The 23403-nt window shown below is 64.5% G+C and carries 19 protein-coding genes; 14 read left to right on the top strand and 5 right to left on the bottom strand.

Annotated elements, in window-relative coordinates:
• Window positions 1-111: 111 nt before the first annotated feature.
• The 3 genes from BMI01S_RS19485 (at window position 112) to BMI01S_RS19475 (ending at window position 3985) form a co-directional block, all read left to right on the top strand.
• Window positions 112-1293 (top strand): TIGR03118 family protein, encoded by a 1182-nt coding sequence (locus BMI01S_RS19485; protein ID WP_028212844.1) that lies wholly within the window; start codon window positions 112-114, stop codon window positions 1291-1293.
• A 298-nt stretch (window positions 1294-1591) separates the two neighbouring features.
• On the top strand, window positions 1592-1795 hold the full coding sequence (locus BMI01S_RS19480; RefSeq protein WP_028212843.1) for a cold-shock protein: 204 nt from the start codon (window positions 1592-1594) through the stop codon (window positions 1793-1795).
• A 525-nt stretch (window positions 1796-2320) separates the two neighbouring features.
• Window positions 2321-3985: a sialidase family protein gene (locus tag BMI01S_RS19475; protein WP_028231401.1), complete on the top strand. Its 1665-nt coding sequence runs from the start codon at window positions 2321-2323 to the stop codon at window positions 3983-3985.
• A 60-nt stretch (window positions 3986-4045) separates the two neighbouring features.
• Here BMI01S_RS19475 and BMI01S_RS19470 read toward each other — a convergent pair whose 3' ends face one another.
• Window positions 4046-4414 carry a DUF2784 domain-containing protein gene (locus BMI01S_RS19470; RefSeq protein WP_028231402.1) on the bottom strand — a complete coding sequence of 123 codons (369 nt, stop codon included), beginning with the start codon at window positions 4412-4414 and terminating at the stop codon, window positions 4046-4048.
• Window positions 4415-4936: 522 nt separating this feature from the next.
• Between BMI01S_RS19470 and BMI01S_RS19465 the strand changes: the two genes are divergently transcribed.
• On the top strand, window positions 4937-5170 hold the full coding sequence (locus tag BMI01S_RS19465; RefSeq protein ID WP_081716071.1) for a hypothetical protein: 234 nt from the start codon (window positions 4937-4939) through the stop codon (window positions 5168-5170).
• Window positions 5171-5210: 40 nt separating this feature from the next.
• On the opposite strand, the gene BMI01S_RS19460 is transcribed toward BMI01S_RS19465, so the two are convergent.
• Entirely contained in the window at window positions 5211-6341 is a 1131-nt protein-coding gene (locus BMI01S_RS19460) for a patatin-like phospholipase family protein (protein ID WP_042290213.1), read from the bottom strand.
• A gap of 144 nt (window positions 6342-6485) precedes the next feature.
• On the opposite strand from BMI01S_RS19460, the gene BMI01S_RS19455 reads away from it, so the two are divergent.
• From BMI01S_RS19455 to BMI01S_RS19435, 5 genes are all read left to right on the top strand, one after another.
• On the top strand, window positions 6486-8120 hold the full coding sequence (locus BMI01S_RS19455) for an MFS transporter (RefSeq protein ID WP_028231403.1): 1635 nt from the start codon (window positions 6486-6488) through the stop codon (window positions 8118-8120).
• Window positions 8121-8511: 391 nt separating this feature from the next.
• Entirely contained in the window at window positions 8512-10122 is a 1611-nt protein-coding gene (locus BMI01S_RS19450; RefSeq protein ID WP_028212838.1) for a S10 family peptidase, read from the top strand.
• Between the two features lie 108 nt (window positions 10123-10230).
• A complete protein-coding gene (locus tag BMI01S_RS19445; RefSeq protein WP_028231404.1) occupies window positions 10231-11853 on the top strand; it encodes a S53 family peptidase in 1623 nt (540 codons plus the stop codon).
• 44 nt (window positions 11854-11897) lie between these two features.
• Entirely contained in the window at window positions 11898-12461 is a 564-nt protein-coding gene (locus BMI01S_RS19440) for a hypothetical protein (protein ID WP_028231405.1), read from the top strand.
• Between the two features lie 38 nt (window positions 12462-12499).
• The gene (locus BMI01S_RS19435; protein WP_244145336.1) at window positions 12500-13162 is read left to right on the top strand and encodes a hypothetical protein; all 663 of its coding nucleotides are present in this window, start codon (window positions 12500-12502) and stop codon (window positions 13160-13162) included.
• 90 nt (window positions 13163-13252) lie between these two features.
• On the opposite strand, the gene BMI01S_RS19430 is transcribed toward BMI01S_RS19435, so the two are convergent.
• Both BMI01S_RS19430 and BMI01S_RS19425 read right to left on the bottom strand, forming a co-directional pair.
• The gene (locus BMI01S_RS19430) at window positions 13253-13861 is read right to left on the bottom strand and encodes a LolA-like protein (protein ID WP_028231406.1); all 609 of its coding nucleotides are present in this window, start codon (window positions 13859-13861) and stop codon (window positions 13253-13255) included.
• A 9-nt stretch (window positions 13862-13870) separates the two neighbouring features.
• On the bottom strand, window positions 13871-14476 hold the full coding sequence (locus tag BMI01S_RS19425) for a short chain dehydrogenase (protein WP_028231407.1): 606 nt from the start codon (window positions 14474-14476) through the stop codon (window positions 13871-13873).
• Between the two features lie 150 nt (window positions 14477-14626).
• Between BMI01S_RS19425 and BMI01S_RS19420 the strand changes: the two genes are divergently transcribed.
• From BMI01S_RS19420 to BMI01S_RS19405, 4 genes are all read left to right on the top strand, one after another.
• Complete coding sequence (locus BMI01S_RS19420; protein WP_028231408.1) at window positions 14627-15106, top strand: SRPBCC family protein; 480 nt, start codon at window positions 14627-14629, stop codon at window positions 15104-15106.
• 151 nt (window positions 15107-15257) lie between these two features.
• A complete protein-coding gene (locus tag BMI01S_RS19415) occupies window positions 15258-15944 on the top strand; it encodes an ABC transporter ATP-binding protein (RefSeq protein ID WP_028231409.1) in 687 nt (228 codons plus the stop codon).
• 87 nt (window positions 15945-16031) lie between these two features.
• Complete coding sequence (locus tag BMI01S_RS19410; RefSeq protein ID WP_028231410.1) at window positions 16032-18608, top strand: FtsX-like permease family protein; 2577 nt, start codon at window positions 16032-16034, stop codon at window positions 18606-18608.
• A gap of 5 nt (window positions 18609-18613) precedes the next feature.
• Entirely contained in the window at window positions 18614-19822 is a 1209-nt protein-coding gene (locus tag BMI01S_RS19405; protein ID WP_028231411.1) for a lipocalin-like domain-containing protein, read from the top strand.
• Between the two features lie 152 nt (window positions 19823-19974).
• Here the strand turns inward: BMI01S_RS19405 and BMI01S_RS19400 are convergent, their stop codons facing one another.
• On the bottom strand, window positions 19975-21306 hold the full coding sequence (locus tag BMI01S_RS19400) for a TAXI family TRAP transporter solute-binding subunit (RefSeq protein ID WP_028231412.1): 1332 nt from the start codon (window positions 21304-21306) through the stop codon (window positions 19975-19977).
• Between the two features lie 652 nt (window positions 21307-21958).
• Here BMI01S_RS19400 and BMI01S_RS19395 point away from each other — a divergent pair.
• Window positions 21959-23290, top strand: coding sequence for a leucine-rich repeat-containing protein kinase family protein (locus BMI01S_RS19395; RefSeq protein WP_238327928.1), 1332 nt, complete (start codon window positions 21959-21961; stop codon window positions 23288-23290).
• The last annotated feature ends 113 nt before the right edge of the window (window positions 23291-23403 follow it).

Here is a 23403-nt window from a genome sequence, read left to right as displayed (position 1 = left end):
ATGGCGATCGCACGCCATTACGTCGCGAAACAAGCTGCTGGCCGCAGGAATAATCGTCGCGTCCTTCTCGTTCATTGACCGTAAGGTCCTTTGGGCAGAAGGAGTGCGGTCATGAAGTCACTATTCGACGTATTCGGTGTCGTAGCATGCGGCGCGGCCATCGCGACGCTCGTGTCATGCGGTGGCGGGTCTGGCTCCAGTTCCAGCAGCACGAGCCCGCCTATCCAGTTGTCGTCGTTCACCGCGACGGCCCTCGTGTCCGACGGCGCGGTGCCCGCCGCGCATACCGACGTCAATCTGAAGAACCCTTGGGGCGTCGCCTTCAATCCGAAAGGGTTCGCCTGGGTGGCCGACAACGGCACCAATGTCGCGACGCTCTATGACGGCAACGGCGTGCCGCAATCGCTGATCGTGACGATACCGGCGGGAAAGAACGGCTCGGCATCGCCCACGGGCATCGTTTTCAACGGCACACAAAGCTTCACCGTCACGGAAAACGGCAAGTCAGGGGCCGCGGCGTTCATTTTCGCGGGCGAGGGCGGCACCATTACGGCGTGGGCGCCCGCCGTCGCGCCGACCAGCGCATTCGTCATGTACGACGACGGGACGGGGGGGGCCGTGTACAAGGGCCTCGCGCTCGCCGCGATGAACAACAGCAACTTCCTCTACGCGACCGACTTTCATAACAACAAGATCGACGTCTTCAACACCGCTTTCGCAAAGGTCGCAATGCCCGGTGGGTTCTCGGACCCGGCGATTCCGGCCGGGTTCGCACCGTTCGGCATCCAGGCGATCGGTGCAAACCTGTTCGTCACTTACGCGATGCAAGACGCCGCGAAGCACGACGACGTTGCGGGCACGGGACTCGGCATGGTCGACATGTACGACACGGCCGGCAACCTGAAGCAACGGTTCGCGACGGGCGGTCCGCTAAACGCGCCATGGGGCGTCGCGCAAGCGCCCGGGAACTTCGGCTCGATGAGCGGCGCGATACTGATCGGCAATTTCGGCGACGGGACGATCAACGCGTTCAACGCATCGAGCGGGCAGTCGATGGGACCACTCAGCGCGTCGAACGGAAGTCCGCTGGTCGAACACGGCGTGTGGGGCATCGCGTTCGGCAACGACCTCAGCAATCAGCCTTCCAATACGCTGTTCTTCGCGGCGGGGCCGAATGACGAAGCCGATGGGGTGTATGGGCGGATCGACCTGAATACAACTCCGATTCCGGGGACGAACACCGGTTCGAACACGGGCGCAGGCATCGGAGGAGGAACGGGCATGGGCATGTAGTGCTGAACGCGCATCGGAAGCGACCGCTCTCCATGCGAGAGCGGCGGCCCTCTTTTTGGAAGGCGTTATGACCTCGGATGCTGCGATGTGGCGGGGCGGGCGCGCCTTCTCGGGCGGGCCGCAGAAAATTCCTTGACGTGGCCACCGATACCGCGTACCTTCACCGTTCGAATCTTCCAGGTGTGTCTGCTCATCATTTGCCGCGACTCGCGGCTCTCGTTGACTTCTCCCGCTCGATTTTTTATTCGCCGCTCGTCAGGGCGCGCGTGTTTTTATTTGTCAAATTAAGGATTTTCTAGTGGAAACCGGTACCGTTAAATGGTTTAACGACAGCAAGGGCTTTGGCTTCATCACCCCGGACAAGGGCGGCGACGACCTCTTCGCTCACTTCTCCGAAGTGCGCGGAACGGGTTTCAAGACGCTTGCCGAGGGCCAGAAGGTCAGCTACGAGACCAAGCGTGGTCCGAAGGGGCTCCAAGCCTCGAGCATTACGCCGCTGTAAAGCGTAAGCATCGCGCCTGCCCATGTGGGCGGCGCGAACCTCTGCTTCAAACCGTGGCGGTTGATTGCCACGCGTTCCGTGCGCGCGTTCTCGCGCTCCGTTCTCCTTCGCTTGAATCCCCGCCTTCGTCGCCCTTGCGCGGCCTGATAAATAAGCATTCCAAATAGAAGACTGACGTCTTTGAAAGCCCGAGACTGAGCCGGTTGGGCCAAGGCGCAGCTATCACCGCTGTTTCTGCAAGCGCATACATGCTTCTGCGTTCGCCCTGCATTCCTCATACCAGTTCAATAGAATCGGGGACGCGGCGCGTCAAAGCGGCATACGCGATGAATTTTTCACACGATTGGGGCGACCACGAACTAGTGTGTTTGGGTCGATGCACCGCTATCTGTCCAGGCGAACGAACCAGGTTCGGTTTTTGCTGCGTCAGGTCGTTTTCGCTTCCCTCAGGAGTTGACGGTGCAGACACCACGGCGCCGGTAATCGACAGGCGGCCATCTGCATACCTTTTTCGCGAGGCTCCGAATGAAAATCCATTGCAGTTGCCTATCCCGGTTCGTTTGTCAGGGCATTGCGGGGGGCGGCGTCATCGCGCTCGCATGCCTGATCGGCCCAGGCGCGCAAGCGCAAACGCTGGGATCGCTCGTGCAGGTCGCCGGGGGCGACCCGTTTAGCGGCTGCACCGCCGACCAGGTGCACGCGCAGGAATCGGCATTCGGCAGCGTCCTCTTTCCCGCCACCTCGATCGAGCCCTGGGTCGCGGTCGATCCGACCGACCCGTCTCGCCTGCTCGCCGGCCACCAGCAGGACCGCTGGAGCAACGGCGGTTCGCGCGGACTCGTCGGCGTCGTCTCCACCAATGGAGGGAGCACGTGGACCAATACGATTCCGTCCGGGGTGACCGACTGTACCGGCGGTAAGTTCCGGCGCGCTTCCGATCCCTGGGTAGACTTTGCGCAGGACGGAACGGCCTTTTTCTTCTCGCTGGTACTGGATCCCGCAAAGCCGACGACGCCGTTCGGTGCGCGAAATAGCGGCATGCTGGTCAGCCGTTCCGCCGACCACGGCGCAACGTGGCAGCCTCCCGTTGCGCTGATCCGCAGCAACTCGCCGCACGTGCTCAACGACAAGAATTCGCTCACTGCGGATCCGACTGCGAACAAGTACGTCTATGCGGTTTGGGATCAGTTGAGTGTTTTCCCGCAAACGAAGGAAGGCGCCCAGTTGCTCGCGCAAAACGATGGCGTCCTGATCGCGCAGCAATTGCGCAACGCTGCAGCGTCCGCCGCGGGCGGCGCGCCCGTCTTCAAGTTCAATTACACCGGCCCGAGCTTCTTCTCGCGGTCCACCGACAACGGTGTGACATGGAGCACGGCCGCGCCGATCTACCAGCCGGGCACGAACGCACAGACCATCGACAACATGGTGCGCGTGTTGCCCGATGGAACCCTGCTCGACTTCTTCACGGCGATCAATGTCACGCCGGCCACGGGTTTGAGCATTGGCTATATCAAGTCCGTGGATAAAGGCGGCCACTGGTCGGCGCCGACATTCACCAACGATATCTACGAGGCCGGAAACGGCGTGGTCACGCCTGACAGCGGCAAGCCGGTACGCGATGCCGCCATTCTCTACAGTGCCGCGGTGAACCCCGTTTCGGGGGCGATCTACCTCACCTGGCAGGACGATCGCTTTTCATCCGCGACTTGCACCACACCCACGGGCTCGATTCCGATTGAAGGGATCGTCTTCAGCGAATCGGATGACGGCGGGGCTAGCTGGTCGACACCCGTCATGATCAACCAGACGCCGCCGAACGGGACGAACCCCTGCCGGCAGCAGGCTTTCATTCCAGCGGTGGTAGCGTCGGGCGACGGCAGTACGATCGTGGTGACCTACTACGATTTCCGTAACGACACGAACACACCTGCCGGATTCGAGGGCACCGACTATTTCGCGGTCTTCTGCTCGACCGCCACGGCGTGCAAGAACGCCGCCAATTGGGGTAACGAACGCAAGCTGACCGATGCTTCGTTCAACATCCTTGACGCTCCCTTTGCGGAGGGTCATTTCCTCGGCGACTACATGGGCCTGGCCGCTAGCGGCGCCAAGACGGTACACCCGGTCTTCGGTGTTGCGACGAGTGCGAACGTGACAGGCGAATTCACGCGCACGATCACGTTGCCGTGAGCGCAAACGGCGGCGGCTGCGGAAAGTCGCCGCCCGTTTCTCGCAGCGGCCGGTCTGCCACTAAGACCGCGGCGGGACACGAAACCAGGTGACGGCCACAACCAGCAGGAACACTGCATAGGCCGTCGCGAACACCCAGCCGGGCAGGTCGTAATACAGCCAGTTGCTGACGCAGCGCTGGATGAAGCCCTGCGGCCCCATGTTGCCGGTCCGTAGCCAGTCCTCGAGGACCGTTAGCGGACACGGTATGTCGAGAGCAGCGAGCATCGCAACCACGCCTATGGCGATCAGATGCGCGAGCCGGAACGCGCGGTTGCGCACCCAGGCGCGGTGTAGCCATGCGCCTGCCCAGATCGCGAACAACCCGCCGACGATGAATAGCACGACCAGCGCGTGCAAGACGAGAACGGTATTGGCCAGCCAGTTCATGACGTTCCCCGTGTGTGCCCCTCGCTGCGAGCAGGCGGGCGCGATGCACAACTCGCGCGAGCCAAACCGGCCCATGTCGGCGATTTTCCAACACCGTTCAGGCAAGTGATGGTCGCGCCCAGACTCGCAACATCGCAATTCACGTTGGGCTGCGCTCTGCGCGGTTCGTGCCCGGATGGCATGACATCTGCATCGTGCGCTGCTGCGGGAGGCCGGTCGCTTGACCGGTCTGCAAGCACCCTGTCTATGACGCGCAGTAGCGCTGTCGTGCAACTGGAGAGGCTGACGTGGACCAAACGTGGCTGGGTATGGCCGCCGGCACAACCGTGCTTGTCATCGCCGCGGTTGGCGTGACGGCGCACTACCTTCGTGAGCGGCGTCGGGCGGACCTTCTGCGCAATTTCGATCATCACGCCTGGTGGCAACGGACCCACGGTGCAGCGCGTAGGGCAGGCGGCACCGATGCAGGAAGGTGGACAGGGAAACAAGAGCGGGGCGGACACAAGGAACGGGGACTCCATCATGCGCGACGAATTTGCTGAAAGGGATCTGGCTCATATCCGGAACGTGCTCTGCCATCTCGAGCACTCGGCAGACAGCCTTCGCGCCATCGAGAAGGGCATGATGGTCAACCTGAACTACTGGCGCGGCCGCGTCCGGGGCATCCTGGCCATCCCTTTGCTATCCATGCAGGTCCAGCAGCAGGCGAACGATCTGCTCGGTCGCCTCGATCGGCTCGAGAGAACAGGTCATTGAACTGACGCACGCGGCGACGTTGTGTCGTGGCGTTCGTGCTTTACGAACCTTGTTGCGCTTGCGGCGCGTTACGTTGCTTGAGCATCGGATCGAGCAACGTATCTTTGACGTCAACGGGCGATGACGTCCGCCCGACCTTCGCGTAATGGTCTCTGAGCCACACGCCCGCCACCTCGCGCCCGCGCTCGAACAGCGTTTCGAGCAAGGGCCAGGAAGTACTGCTCTTGGAAACGAATCCGAACTTCGCGAGGAAGTCGTCGTCGCGAATGATGTGGAACCTGACGATCTTGAAGCGGCTCTTGCTCGCGGCCTCCGCGCCAACGGAGTCGAGCACGCGGTTGACCGCTTCGATCGCGTTGATCTCGAGCACGACGGAAGCGTTGAAGCCGATTTCGTTGAGCCGGTCCAGAATGCCGCGGGCATTTTTCGGCGGCATGTCGCGGCGCACGAATGGATTCGCGAGAATCAGGATCAGGTCCTGCGCGTGGGCGATCAACGGCGCGAGAGGCGGATTGCCTAGATAGCCGCCATCCCAGAGCGGCACGCCATCGATAGTCACGGTGCGGAATTCGCTCGGCAGACAAGCGGAAGCGCGCAGCACGTCTACGGATAGTTCGGGCTGCGTAAAGATGGCGCGCTGGTTGGTTCGTACATTGGTCACGCTAATGAAAACCTGCGGGGCGCTGCTCGACGTGTTGAGTGTGGCGAAATCGCTCTCGAAAAGCGCGGAGCGGATCACCGGGCCCAGTGGATCACGATAAAACGGATTGTCATAGGGCGAAGCGACGAGTCCCGCGGCCTCCATCAAAATGGCGATCGGACTCCAGTCGATATTCCAGCCGCCGAATGGTCCGGGCGCGGAAAAGCCGAAGAGCGCATTGCCGGCCCGCGTCCCGGCGCGCGACACCGCTTCCCAGAAGGCGCGCAGCATCTCGCGCGCCTTCGCCGCGCCGCCGGTGGCAAGGCCCGCCGCGCAGAGCGCCGCATTGATGCCGCCCGCGCTCGCACCGCTGATCGCCGCGATATCGAGTGGCGTTGCCTGCGACGCCGATTCGAGCAATCGATCGATGACGCCCCATGTGAAAGCGCCATGCGAGCCGCCGCCTTGCAGGGCAAGCGAGACTTTGGGGATAGACTGTTGCCCGGTGTTCCGGGATTGCTCCGTCGCCATGGCTCGTCTCTCTTCGTGATTTCGCTCACGGCAATCGTACGCGCGCGAAAGAACGCGCGCGCTGAAACGGCCGCGAATGCGAACGGCTTGACTGCCCAGGTCAGCATGAACAGACTCTAGTCATCGATCCATGCTGGAGCGAACTTGGCCTACCCGGATCTCATTGAAAGCAAGCCGAAGGGCGTGCGCGTCGTTGCGGCGCAAGCGAGCCCGTGCGACGAACTCGTCATCCGCGCGCAGCCCAGCACCGTCGATCGGCCGTGCCGGCGCAAACGTCTCGCGCTCGCCGCGACGATCCTGGGTTCGAGCATGGCGTTCATCGACGGCTCCGTCGTCAATGTCGCGTTGCCGTCCATTCAGAGCGAACTTGGCGCGAGTGTCGGGGCGATGCAATGGGTCGTCAATGCGTATCTGCTGTTTCTCGGATCGCTCGTGCTGGTCGGCGGATCGATGGGCGACAAACTCGGCCGCCGCACCGTGTTCATCGCGGGCATCGCGCTCTTCACGCTGGCGTCGGCCGCTTGCGGACTTGCGCCGAACGCGGTCGCGCTGATCGTTGCGCGCGGCGTTCAAGGCATCGGCGCAGCACTGCTCGTTCCCAGCAGTCTCGCGATCATCGGCGCCGTGTTCGACGACGCAGCGCGCGGACGGGCGATCGGCACGTGGGCGGGGTTCGGCGCGATCACGTCGGCGGTGGGGCCGGTGGCGGGCGGTTGGCTTGTCGACGCGCTGTCCTGGCGCGCGATCTTCTTTCTCAACGTCCCGCTAGCGGCGCTGACGATCGCGCTCGCCATATCGTCCGTGCCCGACAGCCACAGGCTCGATGCGCCTCGACGGCTAGACTGGCCAGGCGCGCTGGCCGCGGCAGTCGGACTCGCCGCGCTCACGCTCGGTCTGACCCTGGCCTCGGAGCGCGGCTTCGCGCATGTGCTCGTCTTGTGCGCGATCGGCGCTGGCGTGCTCGTGCTCGCCGCATTCGTGATGATCGAAGCAAACAGCGCCAACCCCATGGTGCCGCTCGACGTGTTCCGCTCGCGAGATTTCACCGGCGCCAATTTCGTCACACTGCTGCTCTACTTCGGGCTCGGCGGTGCCTTGTTCTTCCTGCCATTCACGCTGATCCGCGCGCACGGCTACAGCGCGACGGAAGCAGGCGCGGCGCTGCTGCCGATACCCGTGACCATCGGTTTCCTATCGCGCTTCACTGGCGGACTCACGAGGCGCCTGGGGTCGCGTGCGCTTCTGAGCGCAGGCCCTGGCGTCGCCGGAATCGGCTTCGCGTTGCTGGCGCTGCCGTTCGTGCGAGGCGGCTATTGGGCAGGATATTTTCCGGCGCTCGCCGTGCTCGGACTCGGCATGACGATCACCGTCGCACCGCTCACCACGACCGTGATGGGCTCGGTGTCGAGCGACCGTACAGGCGTCGCGTCCGGCATCAACAATGCCGTTGCGCGCGTGGCGAGCCTGCTCGCGATTGCCGTGCTCGGCATCGTGTTCGTGTGGACGCATGAGGCTGCGCTTTCGGCGCGCCTCGATCAGCTTCACGTGCCACAGCATGCACGCGAGGGGGGACAACTGCTGGAACCCCACGCGGGGATGCTATCGGGCGCAGGGTCACGCGAGACACCCGTCGCGCGCGCGCAGGCCGACGCCATCATCGACGCGATGCGCGCCGTCGCCGTCGTTTCCGCCGCGGGTGCGTTCGCCGCAGCCGGTATTGCGATGGCGTGCATTCAGCCCCGGAAGCGTTCTGCCCGTCGATCGGCCGCCGAAGACTGAGGAGTCGCAACGATTCATGCAAGCCGCATATCGGCTCGATACTACGAGATTCCGGTTTCGTTGGAGCGATAGCAGCAGACATCGAAACTGCCTTGGAAACAACAGGCCGTTTTCTATACTTCGCAAGGAGAAGGCGTCGAAACGATGTTCATCGGTCGCATGGGGTTTCGATCCGGAAACGGCTACACGAAAGCCATTGATTGTCGCCGTCGCCGAAACCGCAGCTTGCACCCGCATGAACAGTCCCTGCGTTTTGATGATGCAGGAACGTCTACTATCGTTTTCATTTCGATTGCCGGATTGCCTGTGAAGGCTGGCGCATGAGGCCGTGAGCAGGACGGCGTCGAAGCGGCGGTTCGTGTTCGACTGAACCGAAAAACGGAGATCCGCGATGAATGCAACTGCAAGGAATGGTGCACCGTCCGACCAGCCGCTTGTCGACATGACGCCGTATGGATACGGACCCGATGACTCGATCAGCGACGTCACGGAAAACGCCGCCGTCACGCATCACACGCTCACGCTCAACGGGAAATCGATTGCCTATACGGCGCGTGTGGGTCATCTCGTCACGACCGACAGCTATAGCTCGCGGCCGGGCGCGAAACTGTTCTACGTGGCCTTCACCGCCGACGCTGCGACGCCGTCGTCGAGGCCCGTCACGTTTTTCTATAACGGCGGTCCGGGCTCGTCGTCGGTTTTCCTGCTTCTCGGGTCATTCGGACCGAGGCGCATCAAGACGAGCATGCCGAACTTCACGCCGCCCGCTCCCTACACGCTCGAAGACAACGGTGACAGTCTGCTGGACCAGACCGACCTCGTTTTCATCGACCCGGTGGGCACCGGATACTCGACCGCGGTCGAGCCTCACACCAACAAGGACTTCTGGGGCGTGGACGAGGACGCAGGCTGCATCAAGCAGTTCATCAAGCGTTATCTGACCGTGTTCAACCGGTGGAATTCGCCAAAATATCTGTTCGGCGAGTCTTATGGAACACCGCGCACCTGTGTGCTCACCTGGCTGTTGCACGAAGACGGCGTCGATCTGAACGGCATTGTCCTGCAGTCTTCGATTCTCGATTATTCGCAAACGGGCAATCCGATCGGCATCCTCCCGACGTTCGCGGCCGACGCCTGGTTCCACAAGAAAGTGACCTTGTCTCCGGTGCCTCCCGATCTGCCGAAATTCATGGACGAGGTAAGCGCATTCGCGACCGGTCCGTACGCCAACGCCTTGAACGCTTTCCCCGATGTCGATGAGGCGGTGCTGAAGCATTTGAGCGAGATTCTCGGCATTCCGCCGATGGTCCTCAAATACTGGCAACTCGATCCTTCGCTGGGAAACGGCTCGGCGTTCCTGACGAGCCTGCTGCTCGATGCCGGTCTGGCCGTGGGCGCCTATGACGGCCGCGTGACGGGCATCGACACGGGCATTGCCGAATTCGTCGCGCCGGATTCGGGCGGCAACGATCCCACGATGGCTGCCGTGGGCGGCGTGTATACGGCGATGTGGAACGTGTACCTCAACGAAGAATTGCAGTACACATCGGTATCGCCCTTCATGGATCTGAACGACCTCGCGTTCGAGAACTGGGACTTCGGTCATATCGACCCGACGGGCGCACAGAAGGGCGGCCCGGGAACGCTGTACACAGCAGGCGACCTTGCGGCCGCGATGTCCATCAATCCGTACCTGAGGGTCTTTTCGGCCAACGGGTATTACGACGCAGTGACGCCGTTCTTCCAGACTTTCATCACCTTCCAGACCATGCCGGTGGGCAGCGAGCAGATCGATCACAATCTGTCGGTCCACAACTATCCGTCGGGCCATATGGTCTATCTCGACAACGCATCGAGAACGGCGATGAAAGCGGACCTCTCGTCTTTCTACGGAGAGGCACAAGCCCATGTCGCCGCGATCAGGGCAGCGATTCAGCCGGAGCAAACCGCTGTCGAAGGGATCGCGCAATATCGCCGCCGATTGAATCGGACGCCATACTAAATTGCCGACTGACGCGGCAAGACGAGCGACCGGGCGCCCACCGCCGCAGGGTCGGACGCGCCCATGTTCGAAGCAGGTCGGCGAGCTGCAATGCCGAGTGAGGCCATCATGAACGTACCGAATCGTAAGCTGGCGGGTAGCCTCAGGCACGCCCTGCCCGGAGCCCGGGTATTGGGCCAGGCGAACGCGCGCGGCGTCATCGAAGTCACCTTGAAGCTGAGGCGAAAGCAGCCGCTGCCGGATCTGGACGCGCGCCCGGCTGCACCGCTGACGCGCGACGAGCTTGCCGCGCGCTACGGCGCATCGCAGGACGACATCGACCAGGTCACGCAGGTCATGGCGCAGTACGGTCTCAAGACCGTCGGTGCGAGCGTGGGCGCGAGGACCGTGCGGTTGTCCGGGACGGTCAGTGCGATGGAGTCCGCGTTCAACGTGAAGCTCTTCAACTACGCGCACGCGGAGGGGAACTATCGCGGGCGTGTCGGCTATCTGTTCGTTCCCGACCCGCTCAAGGACATCGTGCAGGGCGTGTTCGGCCTCGACAATCGCCGTATCGTGAAGCGGCGGCGTCAGCCCGTACGCGGGACGAACACGCCGCAGGCACTTTCGTCCTCGCATCCGTCCTGGTATGTGCCCGCGCAGTTCGCAACCCGTTATGCCTTTCCGCAAGGCGACGGCACGGGGCAGACGGTCGGCCTCCTCGAATTCGCAGGGGGCTATTTTGCCGGGGATCTCAGCAAGTTCTGCGAGAAAGCCGGCGTGTCGATGCCGACAGTGACGGCGGTGAGCACGGACGGTACTTCGACCGAGAGCAGGGATGGCGCTGAAGGCGAAGTGATGCTCGATATCGAGGTCGTTGCAGGGCTGTGTCCGAAGAGCGCCATCGTCGTCTATTTTTCGGCGTGGACGGAAGCAGGCATGATCGCCGGGTTGGACGCCGCGATGCAGGACAAGACCCACAATCCGGGTGTGCTGTCGATCAGCTGGGGCGCGCCCGAGGGCACGGATATCTGGACCGCTCAGGCGATGTCGCAAATCAATGAAACGCTGAAAGAGGCGGCGTATCTCGGCATGACAGTGTGCGTCGCCGCCGGCGACGACGGTTCGAGCGACGCGCTCACCGACGGGCACGCGCACGTCGATTTTCCGGCGTCGAGCCCCTATGTGCTCTCCGTAGGGGGAACGACCATCGTCGATTTCACGGGCGCGGCTCCGGACGTCGTGTGGATGGAGGGCGACGGGCTGCGGGCCGATCAGGGAGGCAGTACGGGGGGCGGCGTCAGCGACGTCTTTCAACGGCCGGACTGGCAAAGCGCGATCACGATTACATCGGTGAACCCCGGTGCGATCAACGGCCGATGCATACCGGACGTCGCCGCCAATGCGGACTGGAATGCGTCGCCCTACCTGCTGGTCGTGGATGGCCACGTGGAAGCCAATGGCGGCACGAGCGCCGCGAGTCCGCTATGGGCCGCGTTGATCGCCTTGATCAACGGTCAGCTCGCGGGCGGCAAGCGCGTCGGTTATCTGACACCTATGCTTTATGGACCGGCGGGTGCGGGCGGCGCGCCAACTCTCGGTGCGGCGGGTTGCACGGACGTGACTTCGGGCAACAACAACACCGCCTCCGCGGGCGGCTATAGCGCGGGTACGGGCTATGACGCGGTATCGGGGTGGGGCACGCCACAAGGGCAACACCTGCTGGCTGCAATCCAGGAGGCGCTGGCATAGCGGCCGGTTTGCCAGGTTGTGCGAATCATCGCTAGGAGGACGACATGGGACTTCCGCAGAAAATCATGGTGATTCGCCATGGCGAAAAGCCCCAGGGCGCGATACCGCCTTATGGCGTGACGACTGCTGGCGAGCAGGACGCCCATTCGCTGCTCGTACAGGGATGGGCCCGCGCGGGCGCGCTGGCGGTGCTGTTTACGCCATCCCGCGGCGCGCTGCAAAGCGAGGCGCTCGCTCAGCCCAATATCATCTTCGCGGCATCCGACGACGGCGGTAAGTCGAGCAGGCGGCCTGAAGAGACGGTGAGCGTCGTTGCACAAAAACTGTCGCTCGATGTCGATACGACTTACGCCGTTGGTCAGGAAACCGAACTGGTTGACGTCGTGAAGTCATGCGGCGGGGTGGTGCTGATCGGCTGGGAGCACAAGCACATCCCGCTCATCGCGAACGCCATACTCGGCAACACGTCGGCGCCGCAACAATGGCCCGGCGAACGGTTCGACATGGTATGGGTGTTCGACCTCGATGCTGCGGGCGCGGCTTATGGTTTCAGCCAGGTGCCCGAACTGGTGATGCCGGGAGACAGTGCAGAACCGTTCCCAACCTGAATGGACACTGACGTTTGATGGGATTGGGCAAGGAAACGATGCCCGATGCAATTCGCATGGTGCGCGGACGCGAATCTATCCCCGCGCCCTGCTATCATGCGCACCATCAATTTCGTCCGATGAATTCACAACCAAAAACAACCCACGCTATGAAAAGAAGCCTTCTCGCCGCACTCTGCTTCTCGACGACCTCGGCTTTTGCCTCCAGCCAGGTTCTGCTGGAGACCCCGGTAACGTATGCGCCGGACGCGGGCGTAGTCCAGAAGATCAAGGACGAATGCCACATCGAAGACATGCTGACTCGCCACGTCGGCACGGCGCTGCGCAAGATCAATAAAACCGGCGACGGCACGATCGCATCGGAAGCCGATGCCGGCGACGCAAAGGTGCTCCGCTTGCAGATTACCCACGTACTGGGCGTCGGCGGCGGCGCATGGAGCGGACCCAAGGCGACGACGGTATCGGCGGATCTGATCGAAGGCGGCAAGGTCACCCGTCACACGAAAATCAACCGCTGGTCGGTCGGCGGTGTGTGGGGCGCGTTCAAGGGAAGCTGTTCGATTCTCGACCGCACGACCATCGTGATCAGCAAGGACCTGAGCCGCTGGGTGCGCGATCCGTCCTATGAAATCAAGGAAGAGGCGCCGCCTAAGGAGGCTTCCGCACCGACGGCGGAAACCGATTCCGGGAAGGCCGAATAAACCGTCGCAGACGGTCACGATACTTGCTATGCAGTACGAAGCTACGGGAAGCGCGGAGGGTCATTCACGGGCGAGCGCGCGAGCGCGTGTCTAGCCGAACGGCCTGAGCTGCGACGCTGGCACGTCGATGCGCAGGTTCTCCATCAGCACCGTTTCGATCGGCTCGCGTGATGCGCCCTCGCTCGCGATTTTGACGGGTAGCCCGTGGCTTTCATCGAACCACAGCTCATACCGGAACACGCCGGTCGCGACGTGTCCGCGCCTGCACGTCACGATCAGATGCGAGGTCCGGCGCATGCCGACAATCTCGGCGCCAACGACCTGCGTATCGCCACCCTGCCGAAGTAGCTCGCGGACATTCAGGAGCAGCGCCCCGATGTCGGACTGATCGACGCGATGACCCCGCGGGCTTTGGATCATACGGCTGTCGGGGCTCAGCACGAGGCTCGGAAACGTGCCGAAACCCAAGGGCCAAAGCTTGACCTTTCCTGACGCCGGACTGTAGGCGAGCGTGGCGCCGGCATGCGGGCGGATGAAGTCCATTCGAACGAAGCCGGGCTTGCGGTAGCCATAGAGCACCTCCACCGGTTCCGTTCCCGGCGATGTCGACTTCAGCGTGACCTGGTAGTTTGCGAGCGCATCGAAGCGCGCTTGCGCATCGGCAACGAGATCCCGGTTCGTAAGCGGTGCGTCCGTCATCGCAGAGGCCTACTGCGCAGTCGACGCGGCCGACACCACCTGGCCGGTGATGTCTTCCACCACGCATTTGCGAAACGCCTGCGCGACCGTCGCGGCCGGCACCCCTTCTGCAGGATCACGCCCCATTCTCTGCAAGGTCTCCGCGACCCAGCCGGGGCTCACGGCATTGACACGAAGCCTCCCGGCGAGTTCGAGCGCCGCGGCGCGCACGAACGCATCGACACCGGCATTGACGACGCTCACCGCCGCGCTGCCCGGCATCGGATGCTGCGCGAGCACGCCGCTCGTCAGCGTGACGGAGCCGCCGGGTTTCACGGCCTCGCGCGCGCAGCGCACCACGTTGATCTGCCCCATCAACTTGTTGGCCAGGCTGAAGGCGAAGTCTTCGTCCGCCAGCGCGTCGAACGGTGCGAATTTTGCTGCGCCGGCCACGCAGATCACCGCATCGAGTGCGCCGGCCTGGCGGTACATCGCGGCGATCGAGGCCTTATCGGAAATGTCCACCGTGAGCGCAGGCCCCTTCCGGCTCGCGCCGATGACCTCGTGGTGCGCGGACAAGCACTTCACGATTTCCGCGCCGAGGAGCCCTGTGGCCCCGATTACCAGTATGCGCATCGCCGCCTCCTATACTCGAACGTACCCAGACGTGGATGATGAGTGATTCTGGCCCACTGCCCCGCACCGAGCAATGCTCGCGCCTGCCTGCGTGCACGGGGGCCGCCTTCGAACAAACCCGGCCGTACCGCGAACAGGAGGAAGCGTGCAATGGCGGAATTTCGTTTGGCCACATTGTGGTGCATCGAGGCGCCCTTACAGGCGGTGTGGGACGCGATCCACGATGCGACGACCTGGCCCACCTGGTGGAAGAATGTCGAAGCGGTGCGCGAGTTGCAGGCGGGCGCGACCGACGGTCTGGGCGCGGTGCATCGCTACACGTGGAAGGGTGCGCTGCCTTATCGTGTGATCATAGACGTGCGTGTCACGCGCGTTGCACCGCTCGTGGCGCTGGAAGGAGAGGCCAGCGGCGCGCTGCAGGGCGTGGGACGCTGGCGTTTCACTGCCGACGGCAGCCGCACGTTGGTGCACTACGACTGGCACGTCAGGACTGCCAGCACCTGGATGAACGCGGCTGCGCTCGCGCCGCCCGTGCGGCGCGCATTCCGCTGGAATCACGATGCCATCATGCGCGAAGGTGGCGTCGCGCTCGCGCGCCTGCTCGAAGCCCGTCTTGTCGATTGCGAATAGCGGGCCGGTCGGGCGTGTCCTCTCCGATGGCTCGCGTCGCGCAGGAAAGTCCGCGTCGGGCGACGATCGCGGCTGTCACGGCGGCAAACCGCGATCGGTGCAACAATCGAACTCGCAACCGGAACGGCGATTGAGGAATGGTCGACCCATGATGCTGACGTTCGCCAATGTATCGAAGCACTACGACGGCACCGCGCCGCGCAACGTGCTGCGCGGCGTGAATCTCGAACTGGGCCCGAGCGAATGCGTCGCCATCATGGGCGAATCGGGCGTCGGCAAATCGACGCTGCTCAACCTCGCGGCCGGACTCGACCGGCCGGATGCGGGGCAAATCGTCTTCGACGGACATGATCTCGCCACCCTCGACGACGACGCGGCCACCCTGCAGCGCCGCCGGAAAATGGGTTTCGTGTTCCAGGCGTTCCATGTGCTGCCGAACCTCTCGGCGGCGCAGAACGTCGCGCTGCCGTTGCTCCTGAACGGCATGCTGATGAAAGACGTGCCGGTGCGCGTCTCGCTGGTGCTGCGCGCGGTCGGCCTCGGCGGGCGCGAGCACGCCCTGCCGCGCGAATTGTCGGGCGGCGAGTTGCAGCGCGTGGCGATCGCGCGCGCGCTCGTGCACGAGCCGCACCTCGTGCTGGCCGACGAGCCCACCGGCAATCTCGATCACGACACGGCGATGCGCATCCTGGCGTTGCTGCGCGAGCTGGCGCAAAAGAACGGCGCGGGCGTGCTGCTCGCGACGCACTCGACGGCCGTGGCCGCTGCCGCCGACCGCGTGCTGCGGCTCACGCCCGAAGGGCTCGAGCCGTACGCGCCGGGCGCAGGCGGCGCGTAGGCGATGCGCTGGCTCGGCGCCGTGCGTCCGTCGCGCGAGAGAGCTTCATCGTGCCCATCGTGCTCATGGCGGGGCACGCGCGATCAGATGCCCGCTGGCGGAATCGGCGCAATGCTCATCGGCGGCGAAATACGCGGGCATCCGCTGCGCACGTTGATTGGCATTCTCGCCATCGCCGCCGGTGTCGCGATGGGCTACGCCGTGCAATTGATCAATCGCGCGGCGCTGGGCGAGCTTTCGGCCACCGTCAACTCGCTGATGGGCAACGCCGACCTCGAGCTGCGCGGACCGCGCGCGGGCTTCGATGAAGCGCTGTATCCGCGCATTGCCCGCTTGCCCGAGGTCGCGGCGGCTAGCCCCGTGGTCGAGGTCGATGCGCGCGTGGCGGGCCGCGACGAATCGTTGAAGCTGCTCGGCGTCGATGTGTTTCGCGCGGGCTACGTCACGCCGAATCTCGTGGGACGCGTCGAGCGAGCGGATCACACGAATGGCACCGATGGCACGGATAGCACGGATAGCACGAAGGGCACTACCCTCGATCTGCTCGACCCCGACACCGTGTTCCTCTCGCCCGCCGCGTTGACCTGGCTCGCGCTCAAGCCCGGCGATACGCTCACGGTACAGGTCGGGCTGGCGCCGGTCGCGCTGCGCGTCGCGGGCGTGCTGGGCGCGTCGGGCGATGCGGTGCGTGTCGGCGTGATGGACATCGGCGCCGCCCAATGGCGTTTGCAGCGGCTCGGCACACTTGCGCGCATCGACATCAAGCTCAAGCCGGGCATCGACGCCCAAGCGTTCGCGCAGTCGATCGCGCCACGCCTGCCTGCCGGCGTCGCCGCCGTCACGCCGGGCGACAACGCGCACCGCACGTCGATGCTCTCGCGTGCGTATCGAGCGAATCTCAACGTGCTCGCGCTCGTCGCGCTGTTCACGGGGGCGTTCCTCGTGTTCACGATGCAGGCGCTCGCCGTGCTGCGGCGCCGCGCGCAGTTCGCGCTGTTGCGTGCGATCGGCGTGACCCGGCGTGGCGTGTTGCGGATCGTCGTCTCGGAGGGCGCCATCCTCGGCGTGGTCGGCGCCGCCGCGGGTCTCGTCATTGGGTTTGCGCTCGCGGCCGCCGTGCTCCGCTATGCGGGCGGCGATCTGGGCGGCGGCTATTTCGAAGGGGTGCGGCCGCGCGTCCATTTCGATGCGCTGCCCGCGGCGATATTTTTTGCGCTGGGGGTGTCCGCGTCCGTGCTCGGCAGTCTCGCGCCGGCCCTCGAAGCGGCGAGGGCGCAGCCCGCGCGGGCGCTGAAGGCGGGCGACGAGGAAGCGCCCTCCGCGCGGCTGCGCACGAGGCGCACCGTGACGGCGGCGCTGCTCGCGATCGGCGCCGGAGCGGCAGCGGCGCTCCTGCCGCCCGTGGCCGGCTTGCCGGTGTTCGGCTATCTCGCGATTGCGCTGCTGCTGCTGGGCGGCGTGCTCGCGATGCCGGCCGTCGCGCGCGCCGTATTCGCCGTGCTGCCCCGCTCGGGCCATGCGTTGCCGCAGCTCGTGCTGGCGCAGCTCGCCAATGCCCCCGGGCGCGCCACGATCGGACTGGCGGGCATCGTCACGAGCTTCAGCCTCATGACGGCGATGGCGATCATGGTGTCGAGCTTTCGCGTCGCGGTCGACGACTGGCTGCAGGTGCTATTGCCCGCGCCGCTCTACTTGCGTGCTTCGCCCGGCGGCGACAGCGCATTTCTCTCGCCCGGCGATCAGGCGGCCATCGCGGCCGCGCCCGGCGTCGCGCGCGCCGAGTTTCTCCGCGCGACGCAAATCTCGCTCGACGCGCGCCTGCCGCCCGTCAGCGTGCTCGCGCGGCCCATCGATGCGCGCCATCCCGGCGCTCGCCTGCCGCTGACGACGGCGCCGCTAGTGCCGCAAGCTGGCGATCCGCCGCCCGTGTGGATCAGCGAGGCGGCCGCCGACCTGTATGGGATGCACCCTGGCCAGCGCATCACGCTGGCGCTGGCGGGGCAGCGCCTCCCATTCATCGTGGCCGGCATCTGGCGCGACTATGCACGCCAGTTCGGCGCGATCGTCATCGATGCGAGCGACTATCGCCGGCTCACGCGCGACACGCGCGTGACCGATGCCGCCATATGGCTCGCCTCGGGCATCGCGCCCGCGCAGGCGATCGCAAGCTTGCGCGCGAGCGTTTCCGGCGGCCAGCGTCTCGAGTTCGCACAGCCTGGCGAGATCCGCGCCGCGAGCCTGCGGATCTTCGACCGCAGCTTCGCCGTGACCTATCTGCTGGAAGCGGTGGCGGTGATCATCGGACTGTTCGGCGTCGGCGCGAGCTTTGGCTCGCAAGCGCTCGCACGCACGCGCGAGTTCGGCATGCTGCGGCACATCGGCGTGACGCGTCGCCAGATCGCGACCATGCTCGCGATGGAAGGCGCGCTGGTCGCGCTGCTCGGTGTGCTCGCCGGTCTGACGCTGGGCCTGAGTCTCGCGATGGTGCTCGTGCATGTCGTCAACCCGCAGTCGTTTCATTGGACGATGAGCCTGCACATGCCGTGGGGGTTGCTGGCCGCGCTGGCCTCGGCGGTCGTCGTTGCCGCCGCGCTCACGGCGCTCCTCAGTTCGCGCGCGGCGATGTCGGTCGATGCGGTGCGCGCCGTGCGCGACGACTGGTGACCGTGATGAGACGGCGAACGTTTCTCCTTGGGCCGCTAGTCGCCCTGTCGCAAAGGGCCGCGTGGGCGCGCACGCCGGACTATCCGGCGGTGACGAGCGGACACCCGCTGGTGTTCCCGCGCGACTACGGCGCGCATTCGAGCTATCGCACCGAATGGTGGTACGTGACCGGCTGGCTGCAAACGGAGGCCGACGCCGCTGCCGATGCCGCGCCGGGCGCCGCCACGCCGGGCGCCGCCGCGCACGCATCGCTGGGCTTCGAAGCGACGTTCTTCCGCACGCGCCCCGCACTCGACGAAGCGAACCCGAGCCGCTTCGCGCCGAATCAATTGCTGTTCGCCAATATCGCGCTGAGCGATCCGCGCGCGGGCAGCCTGCAGCACGACCAGCGCGCCGCGCGCCGCGGCTTCGGACTCGCCGACGCCAGCGAGACGGACACGGCAGTCCATATCGACGACTGGTCGCTCGAGCGCGAGTTGCAAGGCCGCTACCGCTTGAACGTCGCCGCGCCGGACTTTTCGTTCTCCTTCATGTTGACGCCGACGCAGCCCGTGCTCCTCAACGGCGCAGGCGGATATAGCGGCAAGGGACCGCTTCCCGGCGAGGCCAGCTATTACTACAGCGAGCCGTGGCTGCGAGTCGACGGCGTGCTCAGGCGCAGCGGGCGGAGTGGTCATGCGCGCGACGACGGCGAGCACGTGCGCGGGCGGGCATGGCTCGATCACGAATGGTCGTCGGCGCCGCTGGCCGACGAGGCGGTCGGCTGGGACTGGATCGGCATCAATTTCGACGACGGCGGCGCGCTGATGGCCTTGCAGATCCGCGACAAGGCAGGCCGCAAGTTCTGGGCGGGGGGCACGCTGCGTGCCGCCGATGGAAGCACGCGTGCGCTGTCGGGCGACAGTGTGAGTTTCACGCCGCTGCGCCGGTGGCGCTCGCCGCATACAGGCGCGCTTTATCCGGTGGCGATGCGCGTCGATGCGCAGGATCTGCATCTGACGCTCGTGCCGCTCATGGACGATCAGGAATTCGACAGCCGCGCGACCACCGGCGCGGTGTATTGGGAGGGCGCGGTGACGGCGTTTCAGGCCGATGCCGCAGCCGGCAACCCGGTTGCGGCGAGCGCGAGCGCGAGCACGGCAAAACCCGCTGCGAAGCCGATTGGACGTGGCTATCTCGAACTCACGGGATATGTTCAGCGGCTCGAACTCTAGAAGCATCCACCCAGGCGCCAATGATGTCACGCCGAACACGCGGTCGATGAGCGATGGTTGCTCCTGCCGCCATGCCGGGGCGCTGAAGCGCTGTCGTTCGGCATACCGAACGCTGTCTGCGCCATCGTGTTCCACGTCCGTTTCCGCCTGCGCTAACGCTGCTGTCCAGCCGCCGCATGGAGAATGCGGTTGCGCACGACGTCAATTGCCTGCTTCAACGCATAGACATCCTTAAGATAGCGTTGCGGAACGCGCATCCGGCTTGTACGCGTGTCGATGCTTTCGATTGCATCGCGCCAATGCACGATTTTCTCGCGGGTAGGGTTCGGGTCGCTCCACAGCTCGTCCTCCAGAGACTTCAGTTCGCGATACGTCGCCATGAGCGGGCGCTTCGCCCGCGCTTCGACGAGACGAGGCAAGGCCTGCACCAACGCCGCCAGCGCGGCCGCGAAAGGGAGCAGGATGAGCAGCCGTCGTTCTATGAAACTGACGAGCCAGAAAGGAAGATAGCGGTGCAGGAAGGGACGGCCGGACTGGAAGTATCGCGTGCTCTCGCTGGAAATCGGAAATTCTTCCGTGTTCAGATTCGGAAAGGTGGCGATTGGCGCGAAATAGTCTTCTCTGCTGTGGACCTCCCTGGCGGCTTCGAGCAGCAGATAGACGATCGCAGGATGCACGGTGTCTTTCGCCACGAGCAGTGCCGTGGCAGCCAGCAAGGTGACATCGGTTTTCGGAAGATCGTCGACGATGCTGGTCGAGGCGCGGGGGAACGTGACCTTGGATAGCGACGGAAATTTTTGCACTAGCGCGTCGGCCTGGGCGAAGCTCATCAGCTTCAGATCGCTGTTCAGAAGCGTTCGCTGCATAGGGGCATCTGGCCGGCCTATGAAGAAAGCAGCGTCCAGCTCTCCCTTTTCCAGGCCCCGATATGCCGAAGCCGCATCCATTTCGAGCAGGGTGGCGTTGTCCCTGGTAATGCCGCTGTAGTCAAGCAGAAGCTGGGAGACGTTTATGAGGCCGCTGCCGGGCACGCCAATCGAGACCCGCTTGCCGCGCAGTTGCGACAACTGATCGACCACTGTGTCCGCGCGATAGAACACCCAGATCGGCTCGTAGGAGACGGCGGCAATCGTCTGCAGGTTATCGGTTTCTTTGGGGCGGACGGTGCCTGACTGAATGAAGCCGACATCGTACTCGCTGTTGGGATTCGCCAACCGCTGATAATTCTCGATTGATCCGGATGAACTGCGGATATCGAGCGTGACTCCGTCGCGCCTCAAGATCGGCGCGTAGCGGTCAGCAAAGCCGCGATAGATACCCTTGTCGGCGCCCGTTGTAATGACGACCCGCGTGTGGAATACAGGCTCGAGCACTTGCATCGTCGCCCAGGCGAGCACGGCGAGCAGCAGTATCGCGCCAATGCCCGCGAGCAGACGTTGGGTGCCGCGTTGGTTGCCATGAAGTACCGGGTTGCGCTTGCGCATCGTCAGACTCCTCCCATCAAGCCAGGTCCGCCGCGGCGGCCTGCACGGGCCTGGCGGCACGACCTGTTAGCGGACAGCGAACAGCCACGGCTGCAACTGACAGCCTGGACAAAGCTTGCGCGGGACGGCCCGAGCGGTCAAAGCTGGAAGGCACGCACCGCGGAACGCAGCGTTTCTGCCTGTGTCCTCAGCGCGCTGGCCGCCTGAACGCCATCTTGCACGAAGGCGGCATTTTGCTGGGTCACGCGATCCATCACCGTGACGGCAGCGTTGACTGATCGATGCCGGCGCTCTGTTCCTGCGAGGCATCCGCGATCGAGTCGACGAACTGGGCAACCCCTCTTACCGGGCCGAGGAGATCAACGATGGTTGCAGCGGCGGCTTCGACGGCGTGATTGCTTTGATCCCGCCCAGTAAGGTGAGCGGGCATGAATCGGGGGATGAAAGTACAGCCGCGACGGCGGCGCGTCCTTTTACGGCCGATTCACTGAAACGTTAAATGAATTTTTTGTGCAATGCCACGCCAGCGAGCCGCTGTGCCGATCCCGTTGCGCGAGCCGCCGCGAGGTGTTACCGCTAGAATTGCCATGGCCGGTGCCACGTTGCGCACCGGCGTTGCGACTCCCTTGCCATTTTCCCATTCGATCCACGCGTGAAGACCGCTACTCTCGAACAACTGCGCGACGGGCGACTTGCCGGTGCGCGACAACTCAAGCTCGCCTGCGGGTTGACTGAATTTCCGCGCGAGATCTTCGACCTCGCCGACACCCTGGAGGTGCTCGACCTGTCGGGCAATGCGCTCACCTCGCTGCCGGACGACCTGGCGAGGCTGCATCGCCTGCGCATTCTGTTCGCCTCGAATAATGCGTTCACCGAGATGCCGGACGTGCTCGGCGAATGCGAATCGCTGAGCATGGTCGGCTTCAAGGCGAACCGCATCCGGCACGTTTCGGGACGCGCGCTGCCGCCGCGATTGCGCTGGCTGATCCTGACCGACAACGCCATCGACGCGCTGCCGCCGGAAATCGGCGAGCGTCCGAATCTGCAGAAGCTGATGCTGGCCGGCAACCGGCTGCGGGCATTGCCCGAGACGATGGCCGCCTGCAGCCGCCTCGAACTGCTGCGCGTTTCGGCGAACCGGCTCGACGCCTTGCCCGACTGGCTGTTGCGCCTGCCGCGGCTTGCGTGGCTCGCCTACGCCGGCAATCCTCTGAACGTCGCGCGCGAGCATTGGGCGCTAGCGGACGCGCCGGTGCCCGATATCGACTGGCATACGCTCGCGCTGGGGCAAACGCTCGGCGAAGGCGCCTCTGGCGTGACGCATCGCGCGACCCGTTTGCTGCGCGACGGGCATCCGGTCGAGGCGGTCGCCGTGAAGCTGTTCAAGGGCGCGGTGACGAGCGACGGTTTGCCCGAACTCGAAATGGCCGCGTGTCTGCAAGCCGGCCAGCACCCGAATCTCATCCCGGTGCTCGGCAAGATCGGGGGGCACCCGCTCGGCGAGCACGGCCTCGTGATGGAACTGATTCATCCGGCGTTCGGCAATCTCGCCGGGCCTCCCAGCCTCGAGTCGTGCACACGCGATGTCTATGCGCCCGATGTACGGTTCGACAGGCCGGTCGCGTTGCAGATCGCACGAGGCATCGCGTCGGCGGCGCGGCATCTGCACGGGCGCGGGATCATGCATGGCGATCTCTATGCGCACAACATCCTGCATGACGGTGGCGGGCGCGCATTGCTCGGCGACTTCGGCGCGGCGTCCTTTCACGACATCGACGATCGCGCGCTGGCGCTCGCGCTCGAACGGATCGAGGTGCGGGCGTTCGGCTGCCTGCTCGAAGAACTCGCGCAACGTCTGACCGGCGAGGCCGATGATCGCGCCGCGGGGTTCGACGCACTCATCGCAGCGTGTCTTTGCGAGCCGGTCGAGTTGCGGCCTTCATTCGATGAGATCGTCGAACGGCTGAGCGCGTTGAGCGGTTGAGCGTATGAGGGTATGTGCGGATCGGTCGGTGGCGGATTTTCCAGACATTGCGTCCTCTTTCACACACTCATTCCTGCGCGGAACAACTACAGTTAAGTTGTTGGGCTGAATCC

It is taken from the genome of Paraburkholderia mimosarum LMG 23256 = NBRC 106338, assembly GCF_000739815.1.
GTDB classification, from domain to species: domain Bacteria; phylum Pseudomonadota; class Gammaproteobacteria; order Burkholderiales; family Burkholderiaceae; genus Paraburkholderia; species Paraburkholderia mimosarum.
This window is presented reverse-complemented; position numbering and strand designations above follow the sequence as displayed.